The organism is Mesorhizobium sp. M0106 (assembly GCF_040322715.1).
GTDB lineage: Bacteria > Pseudomonadota > Alphaproteobacteria > Rhizobiales > Rhizobiaceae > Mesorhizobium.
In genome coordinates, this window is the sequence record NZ_JAMYUA010000003.1 from 63333 (window position 1) to 86985 (window position 23653).

General features: G+C 63.2%; 19 protein-coding genes. 9 read left to right on the forward strand and 10 right to left on the reverse strand.

The features are described 5' to 3' along the window. Positions 1-32 precede the first annotated feature (32 nt). Positions 33-6419, reverse strand: a complete 6387-nt coding sequence (locus NKJ55_RS03810; RefSeq protein WP_352448732.1) for an apolipoprotein A-IV repeat region-like domain-containing protein — start codon at positions 6417-6419, stop codon at positions 33-35. 288 nt (positions 6420-6707) lie between these two features. Between NKJ55_RS03810 and NKJ55_RS03815 the strand changes: the two genes are divergently transcribed. From NKJ55_RS03815 to NKJ55_RS03825, 3 genes are all read left to right on the forward strand, one after another. Further along, a complete protein-coding gene (locus tag NKJ55_RS03815; protein ID WP_292660938.1) occupies positions 6708-7076 on the forward strand; it encodes an Hpt domain-containing protein in 369 nt (122 codons plus the stop codon). Between the two features lie 97 nt (positions 7077-7173). Beyond that, positions 7174-7494 (forward strand): 2Fe-2S iron-sulfur cluster-binding protein, encoded by a 321-nt coding sequence (locus tag NKJ55_RS03820; protein ID WP_023674833.1) that lies wholly within the window; start codon positions 7174-7176, stop codon positions 7492-7494. 82 nt (positions 7495-7576) lie between these two features. Further along, a complete protein-coding gene (locus NKJ55_RS03825) occupies positions 7577-8605 on the forward strand; it encodes an NAD(P)/FAD-dependent oxidoreductase (RefSeq protein ID WP_352448733.1) in 1029 nt (342 codons plus the stop codon). 26 nt (positions 8606-8631) lie between these two features. On the opposite strand, the gene NKJ55_RS03830 is transcribed toward NKJ55_RS03825, so the two are convergent. Together NKJ55_RS03830 and NKJ55_RS03835 are read right to left on the reverse strand one after the other, a co-directional pair. Next, the gene (locus NKJ55_RS03830; protein WP_352448734.1) at positions 8632-10113 is read right to left on the reverse strand and encodes an MDR family MFS transporter; all 1482 of its coding nucleotides are present in this window, start codon (positions 10111-10113) and stop codon (positions 8632-8634) included. A gap of 201 nt (positions 10114-10314) precedes the next feature. Then, complete coding sequence (locus tag NKJ55_RS03835; protein WP_352448735.1) at positions 10315-10932, reverse strand: DUF922 domain-containing Zn-dependent protease; 618 nt, start codon at positions 10930-10932, stop codon at positions 10315-10317. Positions 10933-11028: 96 nt separating this feature from the next. On the opposite strand from NKJ55_RS03835, the gene folP reads away from it, so the two are divergent. Genes folP through folK form a run of 3 tightly spaced genes read left to right on the forward strand, consistent with a single transcriptional unit; the run spans position 11029 to position 12745 of the window. Then, positions 11029-11874 carry a dihydropteroate synthase gene (folP, locus tag NKJ55_RS03840; RefSeq protein WP_352448736.1) on the forward strand — a complete coding sequence of 282 codons (846 nt, stop codon included), beginning with the start codon at positions 11029-11031 and terminating at the stop codon, positions 11872-11874. A gap of 3 nt (positions 11875-11877) precedes the next feature. Continuing rightward, positions 11878-12237 (forward strand): dihydroneopterin aldolase, encoded by a 360-nt coding sequence (gene folB, locus NKJ55_RS03845; RefSeq protein ID WP_023674838.1) that lies wholly within the window; start codon positions 11878-11880, stop codon positions 12235-12237. Then, positions 12221-12745, forward strand: a complete 525-nt coding sequence (folK, locus tag NKJ55_RS03850; RefSeq protein ID WP_352448737.1) for a 2-amino-4-hydroxy-6-hydroxymethyldihydropteridine diphosphokinase — start codon at positions 12221-12223, stop codon at positions 12743-12745. The genes folB and folK overlap by 17 nt, the downstream gene beginning before the upstream one ends. 24 nt (positions 12746-12769) lie before the next feature. Here folK and NKJ55_RS03855 read toward each other — a convergent pair whose 3' ends face one another. Beyond that, complete coding sequence (locus NKJ55_RS03855) at positions 12770-13318, reverse strand: DUF924 family protein (protein ID WP_352448961.1); 549 nt, start codon at positions 13316-13318, stop codon at positions 12770-12772. 20 nt (positions 13319-13338) lie between these two features. Next, entirely contained in the window at positions 13339-15174 is a 1836-nt protein-coding gene (locus tag NKJ55_RS03860) for a monovalent cation:proton antiporter-2 (CPA2) family protein (RefSeq protein ID WP_352448738.1), read from the reverse strand. Positions 15175-15306: 132 nt separating this feature from the next. On the opposite strand from NKJ55_RS03860, the gene NKJ55_RS03865 reads away from it, so the two are divergent. Then, the gene (locus NKJ55_RS03865) at positions 15307-15456 is read left to right on the forward strand and encodes a hypothetical protein (protein ID WP_352448739.1); all 150 of its coding nucleotides are present in this window, start codon (positions 15307-15309) and stop codon (positions 15454-15456) included. Positions 15457-15519: 63 nt separating this feature from the next. Here the strand turns inward: NKJ55_RS03865 and NKJ55_RS03870 are convergent, their stop codons facing one another. The 4 genes from NKJ55_RS03870 to NKJ55_RS03885 form a co-directional block, all read right to left on the reverse strand. Next, the gene (locus NKJ55_RS03870) at positions 15520-16074 is read right to left on the reverse strand and encodes a hypothetical protein (protein ID WP_352448740.1); all 555 of its coding nucleotides are present in this window, start codon (positions 16072-16074) and stop codon (positions 15520-15522) included. A gap of 86 nt (positions 16075-16160) precedes the next feature. Next, positions 16161-17255, reverse strand: a complete 1095-nt coding sequence (locus tag NKJ55_RS03875; RefSeq protein WP_352448741.1) for a YcjF family protein — start codon at positions 17253-17255, stop codon at positions 16161-16163. Next, entirely contained in the window at positions 17252-18730 is a 1479-nt protein-coding gene (locus tag NKJ55_RS03880) for a YcjX family GTP-binding protein (protein WP_352448742.1), read from the reverse strand. Before NKJ55_RS03880 ends, NKJ55_RS03875 begins: the two co-directional genes overlap by 4 nt. A gap of 62 nt (positions 18731-18792) precedes the next feature. Next, positions 18793-19296, reverse strand: a complete 504-nt coding sequence (locus NKJ55_RS03885) for a SixA phosphatase family protein (RefSeq protein ID WP_352448743.1) — start codon at positions 19294-19296, stop codon at positions 18793-18795. A 259-nt stretch (positions 19297-19555) separates the two neighbouring features. Between NKJ55_RS03885 and dksA the strand changes: the two genes are divergently transcribed. Then, a complete protein-coding gene (gene dksA / locus NKJ55_RS03890; RefSeq protein ID WP_023674847.1) occupies positions 19556-19972 on the forward strand; it encodes an RNA polymerase-binding protein DksA in 417 nt (138 codons plus the stop codon). 83 nt (positions 19973-20055) lie between these two features. Here the strand turns inward: dksA and NKJ55_RS03895 are convergent, their stop codons facing one another. Beyond that, positions 20056-20808 carry a hypothetical protein gene (locus tag NKJ55_RS03895; protein WP_352448744.1) on the reverse strand — a complete coding sequence of 251 codons (753 nt, stop codon included), beginning with the start codon at positions 20806-20808 and terminating at the stop codon, positions 20056-20058. 203 nt (positions 20809-21011) lie between these two features. Between NKJ55_RS03895 and cckA the strand changes: the two genes are divergently transcribed. Continuing rightward, positions 21012-23585 (forward strand): cell cycle histidine kinase CckA, encoded by a 2574-nt coding sequence (gene cckA, locus NKJ55_RS03900; RefSeq protein WP_352448745.1) that lies wholly within the window; start codon positions 21012-21014, stop codon positions 23583-23585. Positions 23586-23653: the final 68 nt, after the last annotated feature.

Genomic DNA, 23653 nt, shown 5'->3' on the forward strand with positions numbered 1-23653 from the left:
AGAGTGCACTTTCTGTTTTCCTGTCCCGCCGCTTAGTGCAGACGGCCGCTAGCATGGGCAAGCATGGTGTAGACCTTGCCGGTGTCCGACGTCAGGTAGGTCTGCGCCATGATGTTGTCGCGGTCGTTGCGCGACACGTCCTTGAGCAGCTTTTCGAAATCGTCGCAGTAACGATCGACAGCAGCGCGGAACTCCGCCTCTGACTGATATTTGCGGCGGATCTCGTCGAACGTCTGCTGGCCCTTCAGCGTGTAAAGTCGGCGCGTGAAGACGTCGCGCTCGCCGCGCCGGTAGCGGTTCCACAACTCGATCGAGGCGTCGTGATCGATGGCGCGTGCGATATCGACCGAGAGCGAGTTCAGCGATTCCACGACATGAAGCGGCGAACGCGCAGCGGGAGCCGGGCGCGGCGCTTCGGCAGGCGCTGCCGGCTTGGCGTCGTCTTCGCGTGATGCACCGGTCAGGAGGTCACGCACCCAACCGCCCTGCGGCGTGCGGCCGTTGGGGTCGCGCTGGCGCGGCGCTTGGTCTGCGGGACGTTCGAGGTCGAGCGTGCCGCGCAGCGCCGTCTCGCCCGAAGGCGCCTGCGGTGCACGGCGCTGTTCGGGAGCCGGAGCCGGGCGACGTGGCGGTTCGGCGGGGCGTGCGGCAGGCGCTTGCGGCGCCGGACGCAGGTTGCGCTGTTCCGAACTGTCGGCGCTGCGGCCAGATTTCGCAACGATTTCAGAAAGTTCCTTCAGCGCGTTGATCTGCTCTGAAACGGCACGGCGGATAGCCGTGGTTGATTCCTTTGCCTCTTCCGGCATCTCGATGACGCCTTTCTTAAGCTCGGCCCGGGTGAGGTCGAGCTCGCTCTTGATCGAGCCGGCGGTACGCCGCATCTCCTCGGTCGCATCGGCAAAGCGCTTGGTTGCCGAATCGACCACTTCGGAAATCGCGGTACGGATCTTGTCGGCGGATTCCAGCGTCTTGCCCTCGGCGTTCTGCAGCGTCTGGCCGACCAAATTCTCGAACGAGCGCATGACCCTTTCGAGATCTTCCGACTTCTTGACAAGGCCGACGGCGAGGTCCTCCAGCGACGATTGCCTTTCGAGCGTGTGCTCAAGATTGCTCTGGGCCGAGCTCAACAGGTCCGAGGCACTGGAAAGCAACCGGCTGTGCTCGTCGAACTTGGTGGCGATTGAAGCAACCTCGCGTAAGGTCGACGACGACAGCTCGGTGAGCCGCGTCGTGTTCGAATCGACCAGACGCGCCGAACTGGCGAAGGTCTGCGCGGTCTTTTCCGTGGTCGCCGCGAAGCTTTGCGTGCTCCCGGTCAGGCGTTCGTCGACCTGGCCGAGATTGGTCGCCGCCTGCTCGATCAATTGACCGAGCTGCGAGCTGGAGGTGGTCATGCGGCCGATGAGGTCGGCAACGCTGTCGGCAAGCGTCGAGCGCGCGCCTTCGACGGCCGACAGGGTTTCGGCCGTGCGGCTGGCGATGGCGTCGACGAGGGCGGCGTTTTGATTGCGCAGCTTCTCGGTCGCACGTTCGGTGACCTCTTCCATGCTCTTTTGCAGCTCGGAGCCGCCCTGGGCGAAGCGCTCGACCAGAGGCCGCGCCGTCTCGTCCAGGATTTTCGATATTTCTGCCGAACGGGCCGCAAGCATCGTACTGAGCTCGCGAGTATTGGCACCGATGGTCTTTGCAGCGTCATTGGTGCTCTGACCGATATGCTGGCCGACCGCGGTGAAGGTTTCGGCGATGGTGTTGGCACGCGAGACCAGTTGCGCTTCGGCACCCGAGACTTGTTCGTTGAGCTTTTGGCCCATTGTCTCGGCGGAGTAGGCGAGGCGGTTCTCGACGGTGGCGACCTGCTCCTCGACGCGGGCCGCAGTGGCGGCAGCACTCGATGCCAGGCGTTCGTCGGCACCGGCAAGCAGCTGCTCGATTTCACGGGCATGGACGGCGAGTTCCTGGCCAGTCTGCCTGGCGCGTTCGGCAACCCGCTGCTCGGTGCTGGTGAAGGCACCGACAATGGTGTCGGCATGTTCGCCGATTGCGGTGCTGCTGTCAGCGATACGGGCCACCAGGCGATGATCGGCCTCCTCGAAGATGCGGCCGATCTCGGACGCACGGGCCGAAAGTGCTTCAGAGCCTTCGGCAATGCGCGAAATAAGTTGCTGGTCGGCGGCATCGAAAATGCGACCGAGATCCGACGCACGTGCCGCGAGAGCTTCGGCGGATTCGCCGATGCGCACGCCCAGCCGCTCGTCGGCTGTTTCGAAATTGCGCAGGATGTCGCCGGCACGCGCAGCCAGCGACTGGGCCGTTTCGATGGCGCGAGAGACCAGCCTGTGGTCCGCCGCGTCGAAGGTACCGGCAATCTCACTTGCCCGGGCTGCCAGCTGATCGGCCGTTTCCTGGGCACGCGCGAACAAGGTGTTCGACGTGTCGTCGACGCGGGCAATCAGTGCGCTCGACGTATCCTCGGCGCGGGCGGCGAGGCGACGATCCGCCTCCTCGAAGGTGCGGGCGATGTCCTCCGCCCTGGCGAGCAGGGCGGCCGAGGTCTGCTCGGCGCGCTCGGCGATCTTGCGGTCGGCATCGCTGAATGCCGCGCCCGCCTGCTCATGCAGCGCGCTGGTAACTTCCATGACCTTCTCGCGCAGCGCGCCGGCGACGAAGACCGCGCTTCTTTCGAGCACACTGCGCACGTTGTCGACACCCGTCGACAGCGCCCGCTCCATTGTGCTGGCGCGCTCTTCAATGATGCCTGTCTGCCGGCTGAACGCCTGCTCGATCTTTTCTACGTCCGCAGCGATCGCATCGGAGATGTCGGTGCTCCTGGCGGCGATCTGGTCGATATGGCCGGACAGCGAACGGTCGACATCCTTGCGCGTTTCGGCGAGCCTGGAGAGATCGTCCTGCAATGCGCGGGTCAGCATGTCGCGGCCCTCGCTCAGCTTGCCGACATGACCGGCGACGATCTCGTCGACTTCGCTGCGGCTCATTGCAAGCCTCTCCAGATCGGCTTCCAACGCGCGCCTGAGTATGTCGCGGCCTTCGGCCAGTTTCTCGACCTGACCGGCAACCAGCCCGTCGATGCTCGAGCGGCTTTCGGCCAGCTTGGCGAGATCGTCCTCGAGCGCCTTCGACAGGGTCGAGCGGTCCTGGACGAGCTTCTCTGCGTGGGTTGCGACAAGGCTGTTCACGTTGCCGAGATCGGCTTCCAGCGCACGCGAAAACTGCGCGCGATTGTCGGTCAATAGCTGCGACTGATCGGCGATGGCGCCCCTGATCGTGCTGAGATCGGCCTCCAAGGCGCGCTTGAGGATGTCGCGGCCTTCGGCCAGCTTCTCGACCTGGCCGGAAACCAGTCCGTCGATGCTCGAGCGGCTTTCGGCCAGCTTGGCAAGATCGTCTTCCAGCGCGCGCTTGAGGATGTCGCGACCCTCGGCCAGCTTCTCGACCTGGCCTGCGACCAGGCCGTCTATGCTCGACCGGCTTTCTGCCAGCCTGGCGAGATCGTCCTCGAGCGCCTTCGACAGGGCCGAACGGTCCTCGGCGAGCTTGTTCATATGTTCGGAGACGACGCCCCGCACGGTCTCGAGATCGGTCTCCAGTGCCCGTGACAGCTGACCGCGATCCTCCGCCAGCTTCTCGGATTGACTGGCTATAACGCCCTTGACGGTGCTCAGATCGGCTTCGAGCGCGCGCTTGAGGATATCGCGGCCCTCAGCCAGCTTTTCCACCTGGCCGGCAACCATCACATCGATGCTCGAGCGGCTTTCGGCCAACTTGGCGAGATCGTCTTCGAGCGCCTTCGAAAGGGTCGAACGGTCTTCGGTGAGCTTGTTCATGTGATCGGAGACAACGCCCCGCACGGCCTGCAGGTCGCTCTCCAGTGCCCGCGACAACTGGCCACGGTCTTCCGCCAGCTTTTCAGACTGGCTGGCGATGACGCCCTTGATCGCGTTCAGGTCCGATTCAAGCGCGCGCTTGAGGATGTCGCGGCCTTCGGCCAGCTTCTCGACCTGGCCGGCAACCAGCCCATCGATGCTCGACCGGCTTTCGGCCAGCTTGGCAAGATCGTCTTCAAGCGTCTTCGAAAGCATGCTGCGGTCATCGGCGAGCCTGCCAGAATGATCGGCGATCAGGCTCCTGATGTCGGACAGGTCGTTATCGAGTGACTGGGAAAGGCCGCTGCGGTCTTGCGCCAGTTTCGCCGAATGGGCCTCGATGAGGCCATTGATGCCGGCGATGTCGGCTTCCAGCGCGCTGGCGAGTATGGCGCGACCCTCGGCGATCTTTTCGACCTGACCGCCGACGAGGCCGTCGATGCTGGCGCGACTCTCTGCCAGCTTGCCGAGGTCGGCCTCGAGCGCGCGCGAAAGGATGCTGCGGCCTTCGGCGAGCTTGCCGACATGCCCGGCAACCATTTCATCAATTATCGTGCGGGTTTGCACGAGTTTTCCAGAGTCTTCGTTCAAGGCCTGGGCAAGCCTGTTGCGACCCTCTTCAAGGCTTTCGAGATGGCTGCCCAGCGAAGCGTCGATCGCTGCGCGCGATTCGTTGACCTTGCGCAGATCCTCTTCAAGGGCGCGCGAGATCAGGCCGCGGCCTTCGGCTAGCTTCTGCACCTGGTTAGCCACCGCTGCGTCGATTTCGGCGCGACCTTCGGCGAACTTCGCCAGATCGGCCTGCATTGCCGCCGCCATCCGGTCGCGGCTTTCGGAAAGCTTGCGGCTGTGGTTCTCGACGGCTTCCTCGATGCCGGCGCGAGCATCGGCAAGCCGCTCGATGTCCGTATCGAACGAACGCGATACGACATGGCGCGCCGCTTCCATGCGCCCGGCGAAATCGCCGGCGCGGGCTTCAAGCATGGTCGAGGTCGATGAAATGATGTCGGCCATGTCGGCGCCGATCTGGGTCTTGCCCTGATCGATCATCGCAGACAGCGTCTCCTTGCTATCCTGGAAGGTGTGGGCGATTTCGCGGGCGCGCTCGACCAGCGTCTCGTTGATCTGGCGTGCGCGAGCCTCCAGCGCGGCGTTGAGCTTCTGCGTGCCGGTGTCGAGCGCCTCGGCGCGGGTCTGGAACTCGCTGATCAGCGCCTGGCCACGTTCGGCAAGCGTCCGCTCGATGCCGTTGAGGCTGGCTTCGAATTCCGAATTGAGTGTGCGGGCGGCACCGCCGAGCAGCGACACCATGCCGCTCGTGCGGTCGTCGAGCAGGTCGGTCAGTGACCGTGTCAGGCCATCGGTGGTGTCCGTCAGCTTGGCGATCCGGGTGTCGAGCAGGCTGGCGAAGGCCTCGCCCGACGTCGACAGCCGATCGGTGATCGATTCGAGCCGGCCTTCCACCGAATCGAAGATCGACATCGAGCTTCCGTTGATCCTGTCGATCAGCGTGTCGCCGGATTCGTTGATCGTCATCGACAGCTTGGTCGAGGCGTTGAGAATGCTGTCGCGAATGATATCGCTGGCGGCGTTGATCTCGTCTTTCAGTGTCTCGTGGGCGCCGGTGATCGAGGCGCGCACGCGCTCGGCATGAGTGACGACCGCTTCGCGCTCGCTGCCCAGCCCGTCGACCAGCGAGCGGATGCGGGACTCGTTCTCTGAATAGGAGCGCTCGATCTGGTTCACCTCGCTGTGGACCAGCGTTTCGAGCTCGACGGCACGCGCAAGCGTGCGTTCGATGCCTTCGCCCATGGCTGCCACCTCGCGGCGAACCGCTTGGCCGATCATCATGACGCGATCCTGGGCAAGATTTTCCGGCTCGGCCAGACGGAAGGCCACCTCGGTCATCGACTGCGCGGCAAGGCGCATCTCCTGAGCGCGGCGAATCATCACTGCGAATGCCCAGAACAGGATGACGGGCACGATTGCCGCGACCGCCAGGCCGATCAGCTCCGGACGGGCGAAAAACTGATCGAAGGTGCGGATGTTCCAGATGCCAGGTCCGAACAACAGGTTCGCAAGGCCGCCAGCGCCGGCGATCCAGGCCAGCGAAACGAAAGCCACGACCCAGTAGATCGTGTTCGAGGCGCGCCGATTGAGGGTGTGCAGGAGCGTCTTATAGTCTTTTTGACGATCGTCGTTGGCCGGCGAGAAAGCTGCCGGCTGCGAGCCATTGCGCGTTGCGACAGGACGCAACTCAGCCGGCTTGGCCTTTGGCGCGGGATTTGCGATCTGGCTTTGATTGGCGGCAGGTGCCGCGTTCTGGGTCTGGTCCGGGGCAGGCGCTTCGTTCTGGCTGCGACCTTCGCGCGCCAGCTCGTCGGCGGCTTGCGATATTTGCGCTTCGAGATCTTCCATGGATGCAGCCATGTCGAAGTCGCCGCCGGCATCGCCGCTCAGATCGATATCAAGTGCCTTTTCAAGTTCCCTGGCTACGTCGCTGTCGAGCGTTCTTGTCGTCGTTGGTTTCTTCGCCATGCCTTCGCTACCCTGTACAAGCTGCCGCGGGACTTATGGTTCTGCTTATTGATTCTGCCTAGCGTGTCCCGCGCAGGAGGCTGAAAATGGACCTGTCGTATCGTAATGACACAGCCGGGTAAAGAAAACATGCATTCCGCCCGATACGTAAAACTTTAAATATAAGGTTAACACAGCCGTGATTCCGGCGCCGTTATCGCGACATTTTTCCGGGCCAATCATTAACCCGTTGTCCACCGGATACGCCTAGTTTTTGCGGCGGTCGAAGAAGAACGGAGTCTCAAAGTGATACGTGGCGAAAACGGCATTGCCTTCTCGATGCCCGGCGGCGACGTGTCGGGGACAGCCGGGGCGCGGCCGATCGACCTGGCGCATCTTGCGCGCCAGACGATGGGCGATCGGAGCCTCGAGCAGGAGGTGCTGGCTCTGTTCGTGCAGCAGGCGCTGTCGGTGCGCGACAAGATCGTCGATGCGGATGTCAGGCAGCGGCTGCTATTGGCACACGGGCTCAAAGGCTCGGCGCGCGGGGTCGGCGCCTTCGCCATTGCCGATTGCGCCAGCGCGATCGAATGCCGGCCCGAAGACGCCAGCACGCTGAAGCGGCTTGGCTCGCTGATCGAAGAAGTGCGCGACTTCGTCGCCGCCATCAGCCGGTAGCGCTTATTCCCAAAACGCCACACAGCGGCGCTTTGGCGCCGCAGTTGACTTGTCCGGCAGAGTGATTATGTCGGCTCAGACTCCCTTCAGGTGACAAATGACCAAGCTGACCTTCATCGCCCATGACGGCACGCATTTTGACGTGGATGCCGAAAACGGCTCGACCGTCATGGAAAATGCGATCCGCAATGCGGTGCCGGGAATAGAAGCGGAATGCGGCGGCGCCTGCGCCTGCGCGACCTGCCATGTTTATGTCGACGAAGCCTGGACGGCGGAGGTCGGCGAGCCGGAAGCCATGGAAGAGGACATGCTGGATTTCGCCTACGAGGTCCAGCCGAACTCGCGGCTGTCATGCCAGATCAAGGTGCGCGACGCCCTCGACGGGCTGGTCGTGCGTGTGCCGGCCCGCCAGGGCTGAAGCCGATTTTTGCGGCTGCCGCTTGGCAGCGGACCAATGGTCATGCAGTGTCGCGCCGTTTTCCCATAAAGGCGCATGCTTCATGACCGCTATCACCAAGACGGACGTACTCATTGTCGGGGCAGGGCCTATCGGCCTGTTTGCCGTATTCGAGCTCGGCCTCTTCGACATGAAGTGCCATCTGATCGACATACTCGACCGGCCCGGCGGGCAATGCGCCGAACTCTACCCGGAAAAGCCGATCTACGACATTCCGGCTTGGCCCTCGATCTCGGCGCAAGGCCTGGTCGACAAGCTGCTTGAGCAGATCGCGCCGTTCAAGCCCGAATTCACCTATAGCCGCATGGTTTCGAGCCTGGAAAGGCTGGACGACGGCAGCTTCCGCGTCATTACCGACGAAAACGAGGTGTTCGAAACCAAAATTGTGGTGATTGCCGCCGGCGGCGGTTCGTTCCAGCCGAAGCGGCCGCCGATTCCAGGCATCGAACCCTATGAAGGCAAGAGCGTGTTCTACTCGGTGCGCCGGATGGAGGACTTTCGCGGCCATGACCTCGTCATCGTCGGCGGCGGCGATTCGGCGCTCGATTGGACGCTGAACCTGCAGCCGGTCGCCAAGAGCGTGACGCTGGTGCACCGGCGGCCCGAATTCCGCGCAGCGCCCGACAGTGTCAACAAGATGTATGCCATGCAGGAGATGAAGCAGCTGGAATTCCAGGTTGGACAGGTGACTGGCCTGACCGGCAGCGACGGCCAGCTAGTCTCGGCCACGATCAAGGGGCCGGAGGGCGATGTCGAAGTGCCGTGCACGCGGATGCTGCCGTTCTTCGGCCTGACGATGAAGCTCGGCCCAATCGCCGAATGGGGGCTCAACCTCCACGAGAACCTGATCCCGGTCGACACCGAAAAATTCCAGACGTCGGTTCCCGGCATCTTCGCCGTCGGCGACATCAACTGGTACCCCGGCAAGCTGAAGCTGATCCTGTCGGGCTTCCACGAGGTCGCCTTGATGGCGCAGGCAGCCAAGCGCATCATCAGCCCCGGCGAGCGCATCGTATTCCAGTATACGACCTCGTCGACCAGCCTGCACAAGAAGCTCGGCGTGGTCGACTGAAGCTCGCCGGATTTCGCCGGACAGGTCTATTCGGCCAGGGTTGGGGCCACAGCCTCGGCATGGCCGCGAAGCGTTTTCTCCGGCATCAGCCAGAGCGTGATGAGCGACAACAGCAAGATCGCGGCCGCGGCAAGAAAGATCATCACGAACGGCATGGCCGAGGCGATATGGCCGGCCGGCTGCGTGCCTTCGCTGGCCAGCGGCAGCCCGTAACCAAGGGCGACGGCACCGAGCATAGCGACGCCAAGCGCGCTGCCCAGCGAGCGCAGGAAGGTGAGAACGCCGGTCGCCACGCCAAGGTGCATACGATCGACGGCGTTCTGGACCGAGACGGTGGCAACCGGAAAGGTCGTGCCTGTGCCCAGGCCTACGCAGGTCGTCAACACCTCGACGAGCAACAGTGAGGCATGCCCGGCGACCAGGCTGAGCACGCTGAGGCACAGGATCGAGAAAACAGTTCCGATCATGGCAATGCGTTTATAGTGAAAAAAGCGCGGGATCATTCGCGCGCTGAAGGTCGCACCGGCCACCGTGCCGAGCATCAGCCCAAGCAACGCGGTGCCCGATTGACTGACTGACAGGCCGACGACCGACTGCAGGTAGACCGGCAGATAGACCGACAAGCCGACATTGGCGGCCTGCAGCAGGAACATCGACAATGTGCCGGCGAGAACGATCGGATTGCCGAGCACTTCGAGCGAGATCAGCGGTTCGGCCGCGCGCATGAGTCGCAGCGCGAACGCGCTCCAGAACACCGCCGAGCAGGCGAGCAGTCCAAGGATTTCAGGCGACAGCCACGGATACTCGCTGCCGCCCCAGTTCAAGGCAAGCAGCAGCAGCGAGGTGGCCGCGACCAGAAGCAGCGCGCCGAGGCCGTCGATGCGGTGATGTTTTGCGGCGATCGGCAGCTTCTTGAGCGGGTTGTTGATGATCGCCATGGCCAGCAGGCCCAGCGGAATGTTGATCCAGAAGATCAGCGACCAATGCAGATGTTCGGCGAAGGTGCCGCCGAGCAGCGGCCCGGCGATGCTGGCGACGGCCCATGTGCCCGAGATCCAGGCGGCGTATCGGGCCCGCTCGCGCGGCGGCACGAGGTCGCCGATCACGGTCTGCGTCAGGGCGAACAGACCACCGCCGCCGGCGCCCTGGATCGCCCGGCCGACAACCAGGACCAGCATGTTGGGGGCCGTGGCGCTGACCAGCGAACCGGCGAGAAAGATCAGGATTGCAGCATAGACGGTCGGCCGGCGACCATAAATATCGGAGATCTTGCCGTAGAGCGGCGCCACGGCGGTCGCGGTCAGAAGATAGCCGGTCACGATCCATGGCAGATATTCGGCATGCCCGAGCAGACGTGCCATCGTCGGCATCGCCGGCGCGACGATGGTCTGGTCGAGCGCCGCCAGCAGCATCGACAAAAGCACGCCGCCGATGATGGCGTTTTTCTCGGTTTCGGTCAGCGGCGCGCTGGTTTCCACCATCGTTTGCTTGTCGACAGCCTGGTCCATATCCGTTCATCCATTATGCCTGCGTGCACGTCCGCGACGGGCTGGGAAGCATCTAGTACGCCGATTGGCGTTTGCCGGAGGCTGATCCCTGCGAACCTGGCATATGTCGTTCGCTATAGGCCGATTTCGACAGCGGCTCGAAAGTTTTCCGAAGCTGGCACTATGTTTCGGCAAAATTGGCTTTGTCCGACGACGCGGAGTTCAGCCGGGAGCGAGCCGGCCGTTCTCAATGCGCTCGATGCGATAGTGCAAAAGCCGCAGGATGCGGCTTTGGAAATTGGCGCTTTCGACGCGATCGAAGCGCATCTGGTCCTGGTCGTGTTTGGCAAGCATGGCCGCAGTGATTTTTGCGGCTTGGGCCTTTGCCAGTTCGCAGGTCATTTCCGGGTAGCTCGCCTTCAAGGCGTCTTCTAGTTCGCGGCCGTGGTTCTTGGCAATCTCGACGTGGCGTTCCTCATGGCGCTTGATGTCGGCGGACAACGTATCCCAGAACAGCCTGACGCCGGCATCGGCTTTGCGCGGGCGGCGCCACTCAGGAAGGATGACCTTGACCTTGACGGTGACGACAGCGTCGGCAATCCAGCACGAGCCCGGCTTTTGCGCATAGCTGACGCGGGTGGTGAACGCCATCTGGGTAGCTCCCGGATGCCGCGACCCGGTGCTTTTCACCTGAGGCCCGAGTTTCGACAGCTGGGTCTCGATGTCGTCGAGCGTCCTGCCGCCGATCGGGAAATAACTATATGTCTTGACGAGAGTTGCAGCGCCGGCCGGGAATGCGGTCAGAGCGAGCATCAGGGCGCAAAGGAGGGATCGTTTCATCGTGTTGCCTCTTTCCCCACCTTGCTTTACCGCCGTCCTCGGCGCAACGGAATTGATCCCCCGCCATGCCGCGGGATCGAACATGGTTGATGGGCAATGATGACAGGGCGATGGCAGTTGGCGCACGGACGCCATCTCGACCTTGACGGCAAGGCCGTGATCGTCGGCATCCTCAACATCACGCCGGACAGTTTTTCCGACGGCGGCCTGTTCGATGCGCCGGAAAAAGCAGTGGCCCAGGCGCGCCGCATGGTCGAGGAGGGGGCCTCCGTCATCGACATCGGCGGAGAATCGACACGTCCCGGGGCGTCTGCGGTCTCCGCAAAGGAAGAGCAGGCTCGCATATTGCCGGTCATCGAGGCGCTCGCGACGTCTGGCGGAACGCTGATCTCGGTCGATACCTATCGCGAGGATACGGCCCGGCTTGCCGTCCAAGCCGGCGCGCATATCGTCAATGACGTCTGGGGCCTGCAGCGCGAACCGGGCATTGCCCGCGTCGCGGCCGAAACCGGCGCTGGCCTTGTCGTCATGCACACGGGACGGGACCGGCAGAAACTGCCCGACGTGATTGCCGATCAGCTCTTCTTCCTCAGGAAGTCGCTGGAAATCGCGCGGCGGAGCGGTGTTGCCGACGATCATATCGTGCTCGATCCGGGCTTCGGCTTCGCCAAGGAGACGGCCGCGGAAAATCTTGACCTGATGGCACGGTTTTCCGAACTTCATGCGCTGGGTTTTCCACTGATGGCCGGCACATCGCGAAAGCGCTTTATCGGCACAGTCACCGGCCGCGACGCAGCCGCAAGAGGCGCCGGGACCGCGGCCACCAGCGTCATCCTGAGGCTCAAAGGCGCGCATCTCTTTCGCGTCCACGATGTCGCAATCAACGTGGATGCGCTGGCCATCGCCGATGCTATGCTGGCACGTGAGATCGGGGAAAGCTGAGCCATGTATGTCATCCGCATGAAGAACTGCGCCTTCTTTGCCCGGCACGGTGTGCTGGACGAAGAAGAGACGCTCGGCCAGCGCTTTTATGTCGATGCGGCACTCACGGTGGATCCCGGGCGGGCGCTGGTCGAGGATTCCATCGAGGACACCGTCAATTACGGCATCGCCTTTGCGGTCATCGAGAAGATCATTACCGGCGAACGGCGCTTTCTGATCGAAGCGCTGGCGCTCGAAGTGGCGAGGGCGCTGACGGCGCGGTTTCCGCAGATCAAAAAGGCCGAGATCACCGTGCGCAAGCCGAACGCCCCGGTGCCGGGTGTGCTCGATCATGTCGAGGTGACCGTTGTCTGGCCAGAATAGTAACAACAACAACACCGTCTATCTCAGCCTTGGCGGCAATCTCGGTGATCCGGCGACGTCGATGGCTGCGGCACTGGGCATTCTGGATGCCAACGAGAGAACGCGCGTCGTTGCCGTTTCGTCGCTCTACCGCACGCCGCCCTGGGGCAAGCTCGATCAGCCGGATTTCCTCAATGCTGCGGCCGAAATCTCGACCGCGCTCGCGCCACGGGCTTTGCTCGACCTTTGCCTCGACGCCGAGCGAAAACTGAAGCGGGTGCGCGAGGAGCGCTGGGGTCCACGCCTGATCGATATCGACATTCTGGTGTTCGGCGACCGCATCATCCACGAGACCGGACTGGAGGTGCCGCATCCGCGCATGCTGGAGCGCGCCTTCGTGCTGGCGCCGCTGGCAGAAATTGCGCCGGAGCTTGTGGTCGACGGCAAGAGCGTATCGGAGCGGCTGGCCGCCGTCGACACATCGGGCATTGAACGGCTGCCGTCAGGCCGGGATTGGTGGAAAACCTGACGCTGCCGCCATCGGTGCCTGAAATCAGCCGGAGAACCCACCTCCGTCGAGGAACATTTGTTCGTCCGGTGTCGTCTCGCGGCCAAGCATCCTGTTTCGATGCGGAAAGCGGCCGAAGCGCTGGATGATGTCGCGATGCTCGATCGCATATTTCAGATAGATCGGGGCTTTGGCGGCGGTAAGCTCTACCGATTTGAGCTGATCGGCGAGGTCCTCCGAATGCTCATAGGGCAGATAGAGAAAAACGCGGAGCTCTTCGTCGAGTGCCAGGTCATGGCCGGCAGCGATCGCTTTCCCGGCGAAATGCCGCGCCAGCGGGTCCGTGGCGTACATGTGGCCGGTGGCGCGAAAGCAGTTTCGCGGAAACTGGTCGAGCAGGATCATCAGTGCCAGCGACCCTTCGGCGTGTTCGGACCAGCCGTCGCATTCGCGGCGGGCGGCGGCAAAGTGCAGATCGAGAAACCGGGTGCGGAAGTCGGCATCAAAGGCGTCGTTCTTCTCGAACCACGCGTCCTCCCCGGCGTCGCGCCAGAATCTGGTGATCGAGACAGCGCGCTCGTCCAGTTCGTTCATCATTCGCGTCTTTCCAACGTTTAATCGGCCGGTTCGGATTTCTGCAGCACGCCGGCGGTCTCCTCGTTGAGCGCCTGGCCCACGCGCCGTGGCGTGCTGAGCGGCGTCGGGATGGGGGTGCCGATATTGCCTTTGAGGAAGCGCCGCCCGGCGCGGATGCCTTCTGCCTGTTGAAGTTCGAAACGGGCAGCATCGCGGCGGCGGACGTCCTCGACTACCTCGGCGACCTCTTCCGGATCGACGCCGAGAGCTTCCAGTGTCGAGCCGCCGAAGACAAGCGCCGATTCGAACGTCTCACGGAGCTGATAGTCGACGCCGGCACGAATGAGCTGCAACGCCGTGCCGCGGTCGAAAGCCCGCGCCAGCACCGTCAGCAACGGAAACTCCGCCTTGATGAGCTCGGCGATGCGCACGGCGGCATCGGGCTTGTCAACGCAGATCAGCACGGCGCGTGCGCGCCCGGCGCCCGCGGCACGCAGGATGTCCAGCCGCGTGCCGTCGCCGTAATAGACCTTGAAGCCGAAATCGGCCGCCGCCTGGATCATCTCGACCTCATTGTCGATGATCGACACATCAATCCCGCGCAACAAAAGCGGCTGGCTGGCGATCTGGCCGAACCGGCCAAAGCCGATGATCAGCACGCTGCCGGTCAGGCCTTCGGCGACATCGACGCCTTCAAGCGACTGCTCGTCGCGTGGCGTCAGATACCGCAATGCTATGATCGCTAAGGGCGTCAGCACCATGGAAATGATGACGATGGCGGTCAGCATCGCATTGGCCTGGCTATCGATGATACCGACAGCCGCCGCTGCGGAATAGAGGACGAAGGCGAATTCGCCGCCTTGCGCCATGAAGACCGCGCGCTCGAGTGCTTCCCGGTGGCCGGTTTTGAGAATGCGGGCGACGATATAGATGCCGATCGCCTTCATCATCATGTAGGCGACGACATAGATGGCAATGAGCTGCCAGTTGACGACGACCACATGCAGGTCGAGCGACATGCCGACGGCGAGGAAGAACAGTCCGAGCAGAATGCCGCGGAATGGTTCGATGTCGGCCTCCAGCTGGTGGCGGAAGGTCGATTCCGACAAAAGCACGCCGGCCAGGAAGGCGCCCATCGCCATCGACAGGCCGGAAAGCTGCATGGCGAGCGCCGACCCGAGCACGACCAGAAGGGCGGCTGCGGTCATCACCTCACGGGCGCGCGCATCCGCCAGAATACGGAAGAACGGATTGAGCAGATAGCGTCCTGCAAGCACCAGCCCGACGATCGCGGCAAGGCCGATGCCGACCTCCGTCAACCGATCCGACAGGCTCATATCGGCGCCGCCCGGCGCGAGGAAGGCGATCAGCGCCAGCAATGGCACGATGGCCAAGTCTTCCAAGAGCAGGACCGAGACGATGCGCTGGCCCTTGGGCGTGGCCAGTTCGCCGCGTTCTTCCAGCAATTGCATGACGATTGCCGTCGAGGTGAGCACGAAACCGGCGCCGGCGACGAAGGATTGCGCGATAGGAAAACCTCCCGCCAGCCCGACGGCGGTCAGCAGGACCGCGCAGACGCCGACCTGCAGCGCGCCAAGCCCGAAAATCTCGCGGCGCATGCCCCATAGCCGTGACGGCTGCATCTCCAGCCCGATGATGAACAGGAACATGACGACGCCGAGTTCGGCGACATGAAGAATGGCTTCCGATTCGGAAAAGATGCGCAGCCCGAACGGACCGATCACGACGCCGGCCGTCAAATAGCCGAGGATGGAGCCAAGTCCGATGCGCCTGAAGATCGGCACCGCAACGACGCCGGCGGCGAGCAGCGCCACCACCTGGATCAGATCGCCGTTCGATGCCTCTGCCGCCATGCCTGCCGTTCCGCTCTCCTGGGAGTCAAGCGGCCAAGATAGGGGCTTCGGAGCGGATCGAACAGTGCGAATCCGGCGCGTTGTGAAGGCGATATTGCAGGCGCACTGCACAGGATAATGGGCTCCCGGGCGTTGCTTCAGGTTGCGATTACCAAGGGTCCGGCCAAGGCAGCCGACCTCGGGGCCAAGGTCCAGGCGGTCACAACCAAGTACCAGGGCGGCACGACAGCAGCCGAGGCCTGCAAGGCCTATGACGAAGTGATTGCCGCGATCAAGGGTTGAGCACCCATTTGCATATCAAAGAGGGCGGCGCCGTTTGGTTGCCGCCTTTTTCACGCCGAAAGCTCAGTTCGGAGTTATGGAGCCGACCTCGACTGCATCGACCCGCTTCAACTTCATGCCGATGACCGGGACCAGCTGCTGGTCGACGCGCACGGCAACGGTCACCGTCATCGAATTGTCGTCGGGGACAAGCGCCTGCATAACGCCGCGCAACTGATTGCGATTGATGGTGAAAACCACCTTGTGCGCATCGACGACATTGCCGCCGATAATGTCGAGGCCGGAGCCGGCGGCCCCGCCCATAAAGCTGCCCTTGTAGCCCTGCCGGCCCTTGTGTTCGATCGTTGCCGACATCTGCTGGGTGAACATGCCTACCCGGCAGCCGCCGTCGAGCGACATGCCGACCTTGCCGTCAGGCGTCGAGCCGATGAAGCTGCAGGTGAATTTCGTGCCCTTGTATTTGCCGGCAACGATTTCCCCGGGGCCGACCCATTTGCCTTCGACCGACCGAAAGAACTGCTTGTCCGGTTCCGCCGCCGAGGTCTTTCCGGCAATGCCGACGGTTGCGACAAGCGCGAGCGCCACGGGCAGCCCGCTGGACAGAATAACGCTTTTCATCGACGACACCCGGCAACAAAGAGACTGGTTGGACGCTTCCGACCATGGACAAGATTGGTTAATGCTTTGTCACCCCAAGGCAATAGTCACGTTCCGGAAGCGGACGTTTCTTTTTCTTTCTTTGCTGCAAAGGAGGTCAGCGCGGAGAGGAAATCGCCCAATCCGGGCCGCCTGACTGCGTAAAAGGGCAGGGGCCTTGCGGTTTCCATCGCTGCAATGCCGATGCGCGCAGTCATCATGCCGTTGACGACGCCTTCGCCGAGCTTGGCCGAGAGCCGGGCGGCAAGGCCGTGGCCGACGATCTGCTGGACGAAACTGTCGCCGACGGCGATCGACCCGGTGACCGCGAGATGGGCCAGAACGCTGCGCGCCAGGCGAAAAAAGCCAAGCGTGCCGGGGCGGCCGCCATAAAGCTCCGACAGCCGGCGAATCAACCGGCCGGCTTCGAACACGACATAAGCGACGTCGACCAGCGCGCGGGGGCTGACCGCGGTCACCAGGGAGACGCGCTTCGCCGCTTCGAGGATCATCACCCTGGCGCGGGCATCGAGCGGGCCGAGTATCTCGGTCTCGGCCAGCCGCACCAGATTGCCGCCGTCAATGATCTCGCCGCGCAATTCGGCCAGCGAGCGCCTGCCTGCCGCGGTTTCAGGCTTGGCCGAGACAAAGACCGACAACTCGTCGACCACGGCGCGGGCGGCCTTCGGATCGTCACGGGCAATCGCATCGAGCGCCCGCTTCTGCAACTTTTCGACCTCGGCAAGGCGGGCAATCGCCATGAATTCGCGCACGAGGATGATCAGAAGCGCCAGGATGGCGATCGCGGCCATAGCGGCAGCCAGCCAGCCCAGCCACTCGGCGCGCTCGAACAGGTCGCGAATCAGCTGGTCGGTCCAGAGGCCGACGGCGAGCGAAACCAGAACGCCCAGCGCGCCGAAGAACAGGCTGCCAAGCGGCGAACGTTTTCGCGGCGCAATCGCCGGCGGCGGTTCGGCAGCGACGATATCAGGCTCGTCGAAGACGTCGATCTCCGCCGGTGTGACCACGGCAAGATCCGCCGTCACGGTACGCGGCTTTCGCGCCGGCGCGGCCTCGGACGCAGCATGGTGAGCCGTCGAATCTTCCTTCTGCTGGGGCTCCGGCTCTATGCGAAAGGCCGCCGGTCTGCGGGGCGCACTCATGCGAGATGATCTCCGATCAGGAACTGCAGCGCGCGGTCGAGCCTGATATGCGGCAGCGACAGCGTCACACCCTCGGCGGTGCGCTCGAGTTTCGGCGGGCGAAAGCGCACGAAGCGGATCGCGGGGTCGTCATTGTTCTGCGGGCGGGTCGATTCGGAAACGTCGAACACCGCATCAACGTTCTCCGGCAAGTCACCGGGAAATATGGCTGTTTCGGTCTTTCCGTCAAAGGTTTTGCCATCGATTTTTTCGCCGCGCAATGGCGTGCCGATAATGACCGGCAAAGTCTCGCGGCCCTGCTTGACCGTGCCTTCCCGGGTCGCGCGCATGGCAGCCATAGCGACGACGTCGACGTCGGCGCCGGTGAAATTCGCCCGCGCCACGGCTCGGTCGGCTAGCCGCCGCACGATCGCCTGCAGCCGGTCGTGGCTTTCGTGGTGCAGATGGTCGGCCTTGGTCGCGGCCACCAATATGCGGTCGATACGCCTCGAAAACAGGTCGGTCAGGAAGTTGCCCCGGCCGGGCCGGAAACAGGACAGGATTTCGGTGACCGCGCGCTCCAGATCGGCCATCGCACCGGGGCCGGCATTCAATGCCTGCAATGCGTCGATGAGCACGATCTGGCGGTCGAGACGCGTGATGTGTTCGCGAAAGAACGGCTTGACGACATGCGTCTTGTAAGCCTCGTAGCGCCGCTCCATCATAGCCTGCAGCGATCCCGAGCGGGCGCGCCGGCCGCCCAGATTCGGCAGCGGCGCGAAGGTGAGAGCGGGCGAGCCTTCAAGATCGCCGGGCATCAGGAAGCGGCCGGGCGGCAGGGTCGAAAGCGCCCGCTCGTCAAGTTTGCAGGCCTTGAGATAGGCGGCGAAGCTCTCGGCGAGACGGCGCGCCGTCATCTCGTCGGCGTCGGCGTTGGGGTCGACGGAGGCGGAGAGCGCCTGCCATTCCCGCGAAAGATCGACACGCACCGGCAACACGGCCATCTCGAAGGCCTCACGCGAAAAATCGGCGTAGGACTTGCCGAGCAGCGGCAGGTCGAGCAGCCATTCGCCGGGATAATCGACGATGTCGACCGACAATTTGCCGGCGGAAAACATGCGGCTCCAGCCAGAGGCCGATTCGTATTCGATGGTCAGCCTCAGTTCGGAAATCGCACGCGTCGAATCCGGCCAGACGCGGTCGTCGACAAGAGCCGCGATGTGATCCTCGTACTGGAAGCGTGGTACGGCGTCGTCCGGCTGCTCTTCGAGAAAAGCGCGGGCGATGCGCCCCGATTTTTGTGCCTCAAACAGCGGCAAGCGTCCGCCATGGACCAGATTGTGCACAAGGGCCGAGATGAACACCGTCTTGCCGGCGCGAGACAGCCCGGTCACGCCAAGACGCAGTGACGGAGCGAAAAGCCCGGCAGCGCGGCCTGACAACGTATCCAAGGCAATCTTCGCCTCGTCGGTAAAAGTCGTCAGCGATGATGCCAAATCTGTTCTCGCGGGCCGGTCAGGATCCGATATAGGCTTTGATGCGCGGCTTTGAAATGGCCTCAGATATCGGCAGGCGTCAGGAAGGCTTCGAGATAGCCGGTGCCTGGCGCAGCCTCGGCAAGTCTGCCGTTGAACCGGACCACCGCAAGTGCGGAGGTCGGGAAGCCGTGGTTCAGCATGGCCCGCGCGGTCTCGTCGCCGTCGCCTGAGAGCGCCATGGCGAGATCCTCAATCATCGGATTGTGGCCGATGACGAGCAAGGCATCCAGCCCGCCATTCTGCCGGATGGCAGTGAGGTATGCGGCGGCATCGTCGCTGTAGAGGGTGTCACAGAACAGCACCCGGCCCGTGTCCGTATGGCCAGCCAAGCTTTCCAGCGTCTGGCGGGCGCGCCTGGCGCTTGAGCACAGGGTGAGGGCCGGTGCATATTTGCGCGAACGCATCAGCACGCCCATCGCTTCGGCATCGGCGAAGCCGGATGGATCGAGCGGGCGGTCGAAGTCAGCCACGCCAGGCAGCGCCCAGCCGGCCTTCGCATGCCTCAGGAGGTAAAGTCTGATCACCGGGTCCCCGTTGTGCCGGGCACCGAACCCGTCAGCACGCCGCAGGATTTGCCATCAGAAGAGCTCCGTGCGCAATGGCAAGCACCCTCAAGCATAGCGAATCATGTACGGATTCGGTCGTATTCTTCGCAAAAAGGGCATCGCCGATGCTGGTTTGTCCGAGACTAACAATTGCGTGAAACTGTTGTCGATTGACCTTGTGCAGCTTTCGGTCCGCGAATATATAGGCGCCAAATTTGGGGTTTGTTGGGTGAGTCGAATGAACGACATCGTTACCGCCGATTACGTGCCCTCCGAAGACGAGCCGTTCATGAACGAGCGGCAGAAATCCTACTTTCGCATGAAGCTCGTCACCTGGAAGAACGACATCTTGCGCGAAGCGCGCGAAACTCTCGAAATCCTGCAGCAGGAAAACGCCAACCACCCCGACCTCGCCGATCGCGCCTCCTCCGAAACCGACCGCGCCATCGAACTTCGCGCCCGCGATCGCCAGCGAAAACTCATCTCCAAGATCGATTCGGCCCTCCAGCGCCTTGACGAAGGCACTTACGGTTATTGCGAGGAGACGGGCGAGCCGATCGCGCTGAAGCGGCTCGACGCGCGCCCGATCGCCACCTTGTCGATCGAGGCACAGGAGCGCCATGAGCGGCGCGAGAAGGTCTACCGCGACGACTGAGTCGCCGGGAAAAACAGCGGCATCGGTAAAGCGTTCACAATGGCCGGTTTTCCGGCCATTTTCATTGGCCGTTCGCTATCGGCCTATCTTTTCTGATTGGACAACTCGCCGAGGAGCTTCGTCATCTCGTCGTCGAGAGAGGGCGATGCCTTCGCCACCGGCTTGCTCGGCGTTTGGCTGAAGCGTGGCTCGTCGAGGGAAACCTCCAGCTCCTTCATCAGCGCATCGTCAATCGACTCGTGCTGTGCCGGCGGCTCGTATCTTGCCGGGGAGTCCTGTCTTGCCGGCGGCTGCGCATGCCGCGAGGCATTGGCGTTGACGGATCCATAACTTGGCAACGGTGTGACGTTCGATGCCGGTTTCGGCGCCGGCGCCGGCATTGTTACCGGCATCGTCGCCGTCTGGCGGGCTCGGACAGGGGTCGCGGTTACGCTTGCCGGCTGCGGTGGCGCTTGCCTCACCGGCGCGGCTGTGGTCGAAGCAGACCTTGCTGCCGGCTGGTGGCCGTTGTCTCCGGTCAATGCCGGGCGCCGCAGCGCCGAGAGCCTGATGTCGCGCTCGACAACGACGTCGGTCGGACCACCGATCAAGAGCAGGTGCTCGATATCGTCACGGCGCACCAGCACCAGCCGCCGGTGACTGTCGACCGCTGTGGCATCCATGACAGCCAGCCGCGTCTTGGGGTTCCTGCCGCCGGCGACGAATGTCCCGAACGTCAGGCTGCGGACCAGCCTGATGATAAGAAGAATGATGAGCAGAAGGACAAGTACTGCAAACGTCCATAGGATTGCTGCGGCATAACCAGGACCCGCCACGCCATCCAGCCATTGCAGCATTGGTTCCCCCAAAATCAGCTTTCGAAGAGAAGCGACACTAGACTGTTGCGGCAGGCCACCGCAAGTTGCCTTTCACGCTTCGTGAACAGCTTGAAACGCCGGGAGCCGAACGGCGTCATTTTTAGCGGACATCTGCAGCCGGGCCTTTTCCCAACCCTGAGAATATGATTCAACCGACACCGGAATTCACGAGCAGGGGGCACATGGCCAAGGAAGCGCGCGGCGATTTCTATCCGGTACCTATCGTCGACCAGAACACGCGACCGGGAGCGGTCACCCGGCTTATCGTCTTCATCGTCGTCCTGACTGGGGCAGCGATCGTCTTCGGCCTTTTCCGCGAGCGCCTTGGCGATCCATTCCTGCTTGGCATGCTTGGCGTGCTGGCGATGATCGGCGTCGGCTTTCTATTCGCCACTGCGATCGGCTTCGTGCACATCACGCCGCGCTCGACAAGCGACGAACTGTCGAAAGCTTTCGTCGATTCGATGTCGCAAGGTCTCCTGGTCACCGACACCAAAGGCCGTATCATCTACGCCAACCGGACCTATGCCGATATGACGGGTGCCGAGTCGGCCGCCGACCTCAAGACGGTCGAAGGTTTGCTTTCAGACGTTCCCGAGGCCTCGGTGACCATATACCGGCTGGCGTCCGGCCTGCGTGACGGCCAGCCTGGCGACGGCGAGTTTCGGCTCGCGCAGTCCATTCGGCCAGGCGCCGAACCGGGCGCTCGCTGGTACCGCGTTCGGGCCCGCGCCTTCAGCGTTCCCGGCCAGCGGCTGCCCATGCTTGCCTGGCAGCTTGCCGACATCTCGCAGGAACGAGCCGAGCAGGAGCGGTTCTTTCTCGACCTGCAAAAGGCGATCGATCACCTCGACCATGCGCCGGCCGGCTTCTTTTCGGCCGACCAGGAAGGCCGCGTCACCTATGTCAACGCGACCCTTGCGGAGTGGCTGGGCATCGACCTGGCCAGCTTCACTCCCGGCGCCATCACGCTGCCGGAGATCGTCGCCGGCGACGGCATGGCGCTGGTCCGTTCGGTCAAGGCCGACGCTGGTACCACGCGCAATGCCGTTATCGACCTCGATCTGACGACGATGACCGGCGAGGCGCTGCCGGTGCGCTTCATGCATCGTGTCTCGGCCAGCCGAGAGGGGCTCAACGGCCCGACTCGCACCATCGTGCTCAACCGGACGCAAGGCGAGGACGCTTCGGCCGACCTCCGCGCATCGGAAATACGCTTCACGCGGTTCTTCAACTCGACGCCGATGGCGATAGCCGGCGTCGACCATGCCGGCCGCATCCTGCGCACCAATGCGCCGTTCCTGTCGCTGTTTTCCTCGGTCGTCGACCGCGACGCGGTCGATCGGCGTGTGCGGCTGGATACGGTGATCCACGAGCGCGACCGGCCGGCTTTCGCCGCGGCGTTCGAAAAGGCACGCCAGCAACAGGCTGACATCGAGCCGATCGATACGGTGCTGCCCGGCAATGAGGAGCGCCACATACGCTTCTACGTCAACGCGGTCGCAGACGGTACCGGTGGCGAGGGCGCCGAGGAATCGGCCATTGTCTATGCCGTGGAGACCACTGAGCAAAAGGCCCTCGAGGGCCAGATGGCGCAGAGCCAGAAGATGCAGGCGGTCGGCCAACTCGCCGGCGGCATCGCGCATGATTTCAACAATGTGCTGACCGCCATCATCATGGCCTCGGACCTGCTGTTGACCAACCACCGGCCGTCCGATCCGTCGTTCCCGGACATCATGAACATCAAGCAGAATGCCAACCGGGCGGCCTCGCTGGTGCGGCAGTTGCTGGCCTTCTCGCGCAAGCAGACGCTGCGGCCGGAGGTGCTCAACCTGACCGATGTGCTCGCCGATCTCAGGATGCTGCTTGCCCGGCTGGTCGGCAACGACATCAAGCTCAAGATCGACCATGGCCGCGACCTGTGGCCGGTCAGGGTCGATATCGGGCAGTTCGAGCAAGTGGTGGTCAATCTGGCGGTCAATGCGCGCGATGCGATGCCGGCCGGCGGCGACCTCACCGTACGCACCCGCAACGTCAGCGCCGGAGAGTGCAAGACCTTTTCCTACCGCGAACTTACTCCGGCCGACTATGTGCTGGTCGAGGTCGAGGACAGCGGCAGCGGCATCGCGCCTGATGTGCTGAAAAAGATCTTCGAACCCTTCTTCACGACAAAGGAGGTTGGCAAGGGAACCGGCCTCGGCCTGTCCATGGTCTATGGCATCATCAAGCAGACAGGCGGCTTCATCTTCTGCGATTCCGAAGTCGGCAAGGGATCCGTGTTCCGCATCTTCCTGCCGCGGCACATTGCGGAGGCAAGGAAGGCGGGCGAGGCTGGAGAAGTGCCGGCCGCCCCTGCCAAGATCGCCGACTCAGCCAAGGATCTGTCGGGCTCGGCCACGGTGCTGCTGGTCGAGGACGAGGACGCCGTGCGCATGGGCGGCATGCGGGCGCTGAAATCGCGCGGCTACACCGTCCACGAGGCGTCGTCGGGCGTCGAGGCGCTTGAAGTCTACGAAGCGCTCGGCGGCAAGGTCGACGTCGTGGTGTCGGACGTGGTGATGCCGGAAATGGATGGCCCGACGCTGCTTGGCGAATTGCGCAAACGGCAACCCGACATCAAGTTTATCTTCGTGTCCGGCTATGCCGAAGACGCGTTCGCCAAGAACTTGCCGGCCGACGCGCATTTCGGCTTCTTGCCGAAGCCGTTTTCGCTCAAGCAATTGGCCACGATCGTAAAGGACATGCTTGAATCCTGACCCTTCCAACGCTCCGCTTGCGCAATGTCGTGAGACTGCCATGATTGCAGGCGAAACGGGCGACGGGT

Bases quoted from the DNA above. Each gene is read 5' to 3' on its own strand.
- NKJ55_RS03810 (WP_352448732.1), bottom strand. From the start codon at position 6,419: ATGGCGAAGAAACCAACGACGACAAGAACGCTCGACAGCGACGTAGCC.
- NKJ55_RS03820 (WP_023674833.1), top strand. From the start codon at position 7,174: ATGACCAAGCTGACCTTCATCGCCCATGACGGCACGCATTTTGACGTG.
- NKJ55_RS03825 (WP_352448733.1), top strand. From the start codon at position 7,577: ATGACCGCTATCACCAAGACGGACGTACTCATTGTCGGGGCAGGGCCT.
- NKJ55_RS03830 (WP_352448734.1), bottom strand. From the start codon at position 10,113: ATGGACCAGGCTGTCGACAAGCAAACGATGGTGGAAACCAGCGCGCCG.
- NKJ55_RS03835 (WP_352448735.1), bottom strand. From the start codon at position 10,932: ATGAAACGATCCCTCCTTTGCGCCCTGATGCTCGCTCTGACCGCATTC.
- folP (WP_352448736.1), top strand. From the start codon at position 11,029: ATGATGACAGGGCGATGGCAGTTGGCGCACGGACGCCATCTCGACCTT.
- folB (WP_023674838.1), top strand. From the start codon at position 11,878: ATGTATGTCATCCGCATGAAGAACTGCGCCTTCTTTGCCCGGCACGGT.
- NKJ55_RS03855 (WP_352448961.1), bottom strand. From the start codon at position 13,318: ATGAACGAACTGGACGAGCGCGCTGTCTCGATCACCAGATTCTGGCGC.
- NKJ55_RS03860 (WP_352448738.1), bottom strand. From the start codon at position 15,174: ATGGCGGCAGAGGCATCGAACGGCGATCTGATCCAGGTGGTGGCGCTG.
- NKJ55_RS03870 (WP_352448740.1), bottom strand. From the start codon at position 16,074: ATGAAAAGCGTTATTCTGTCCAGCGGGCTGCCCGTGGCGCTCGCGCTT.
- NKJ55_RS03875 (WP_352448741.1), bottom strand. From the start codon at position 17,255: ATGAGTGCGCCCCGCAGACCGGCGGCCTTTCGCATAGAGCCGGAGCCC.
- dksA (WP_023674847.1), top strand. From the start codon at position 19,556: ATGAACGACATCGTTACCGCCGATTACGTGCCCTCCGAAGACGAGCCG.
- NKJ55_RS03895 (WP_352448744.1), bottom strand. From the start codon at position 20,808: ATGCTGCAATGGCTGGATGGCGTGGCGGGTCCTGGTTATGCCGCAGCA.
- cckA (WP_352448745.1), top strand. From the start codon at position 21,012: ATGGCCAAGGAAGCGCGCGGCGATTTCTATCCGGTACCTATCGTCGAC.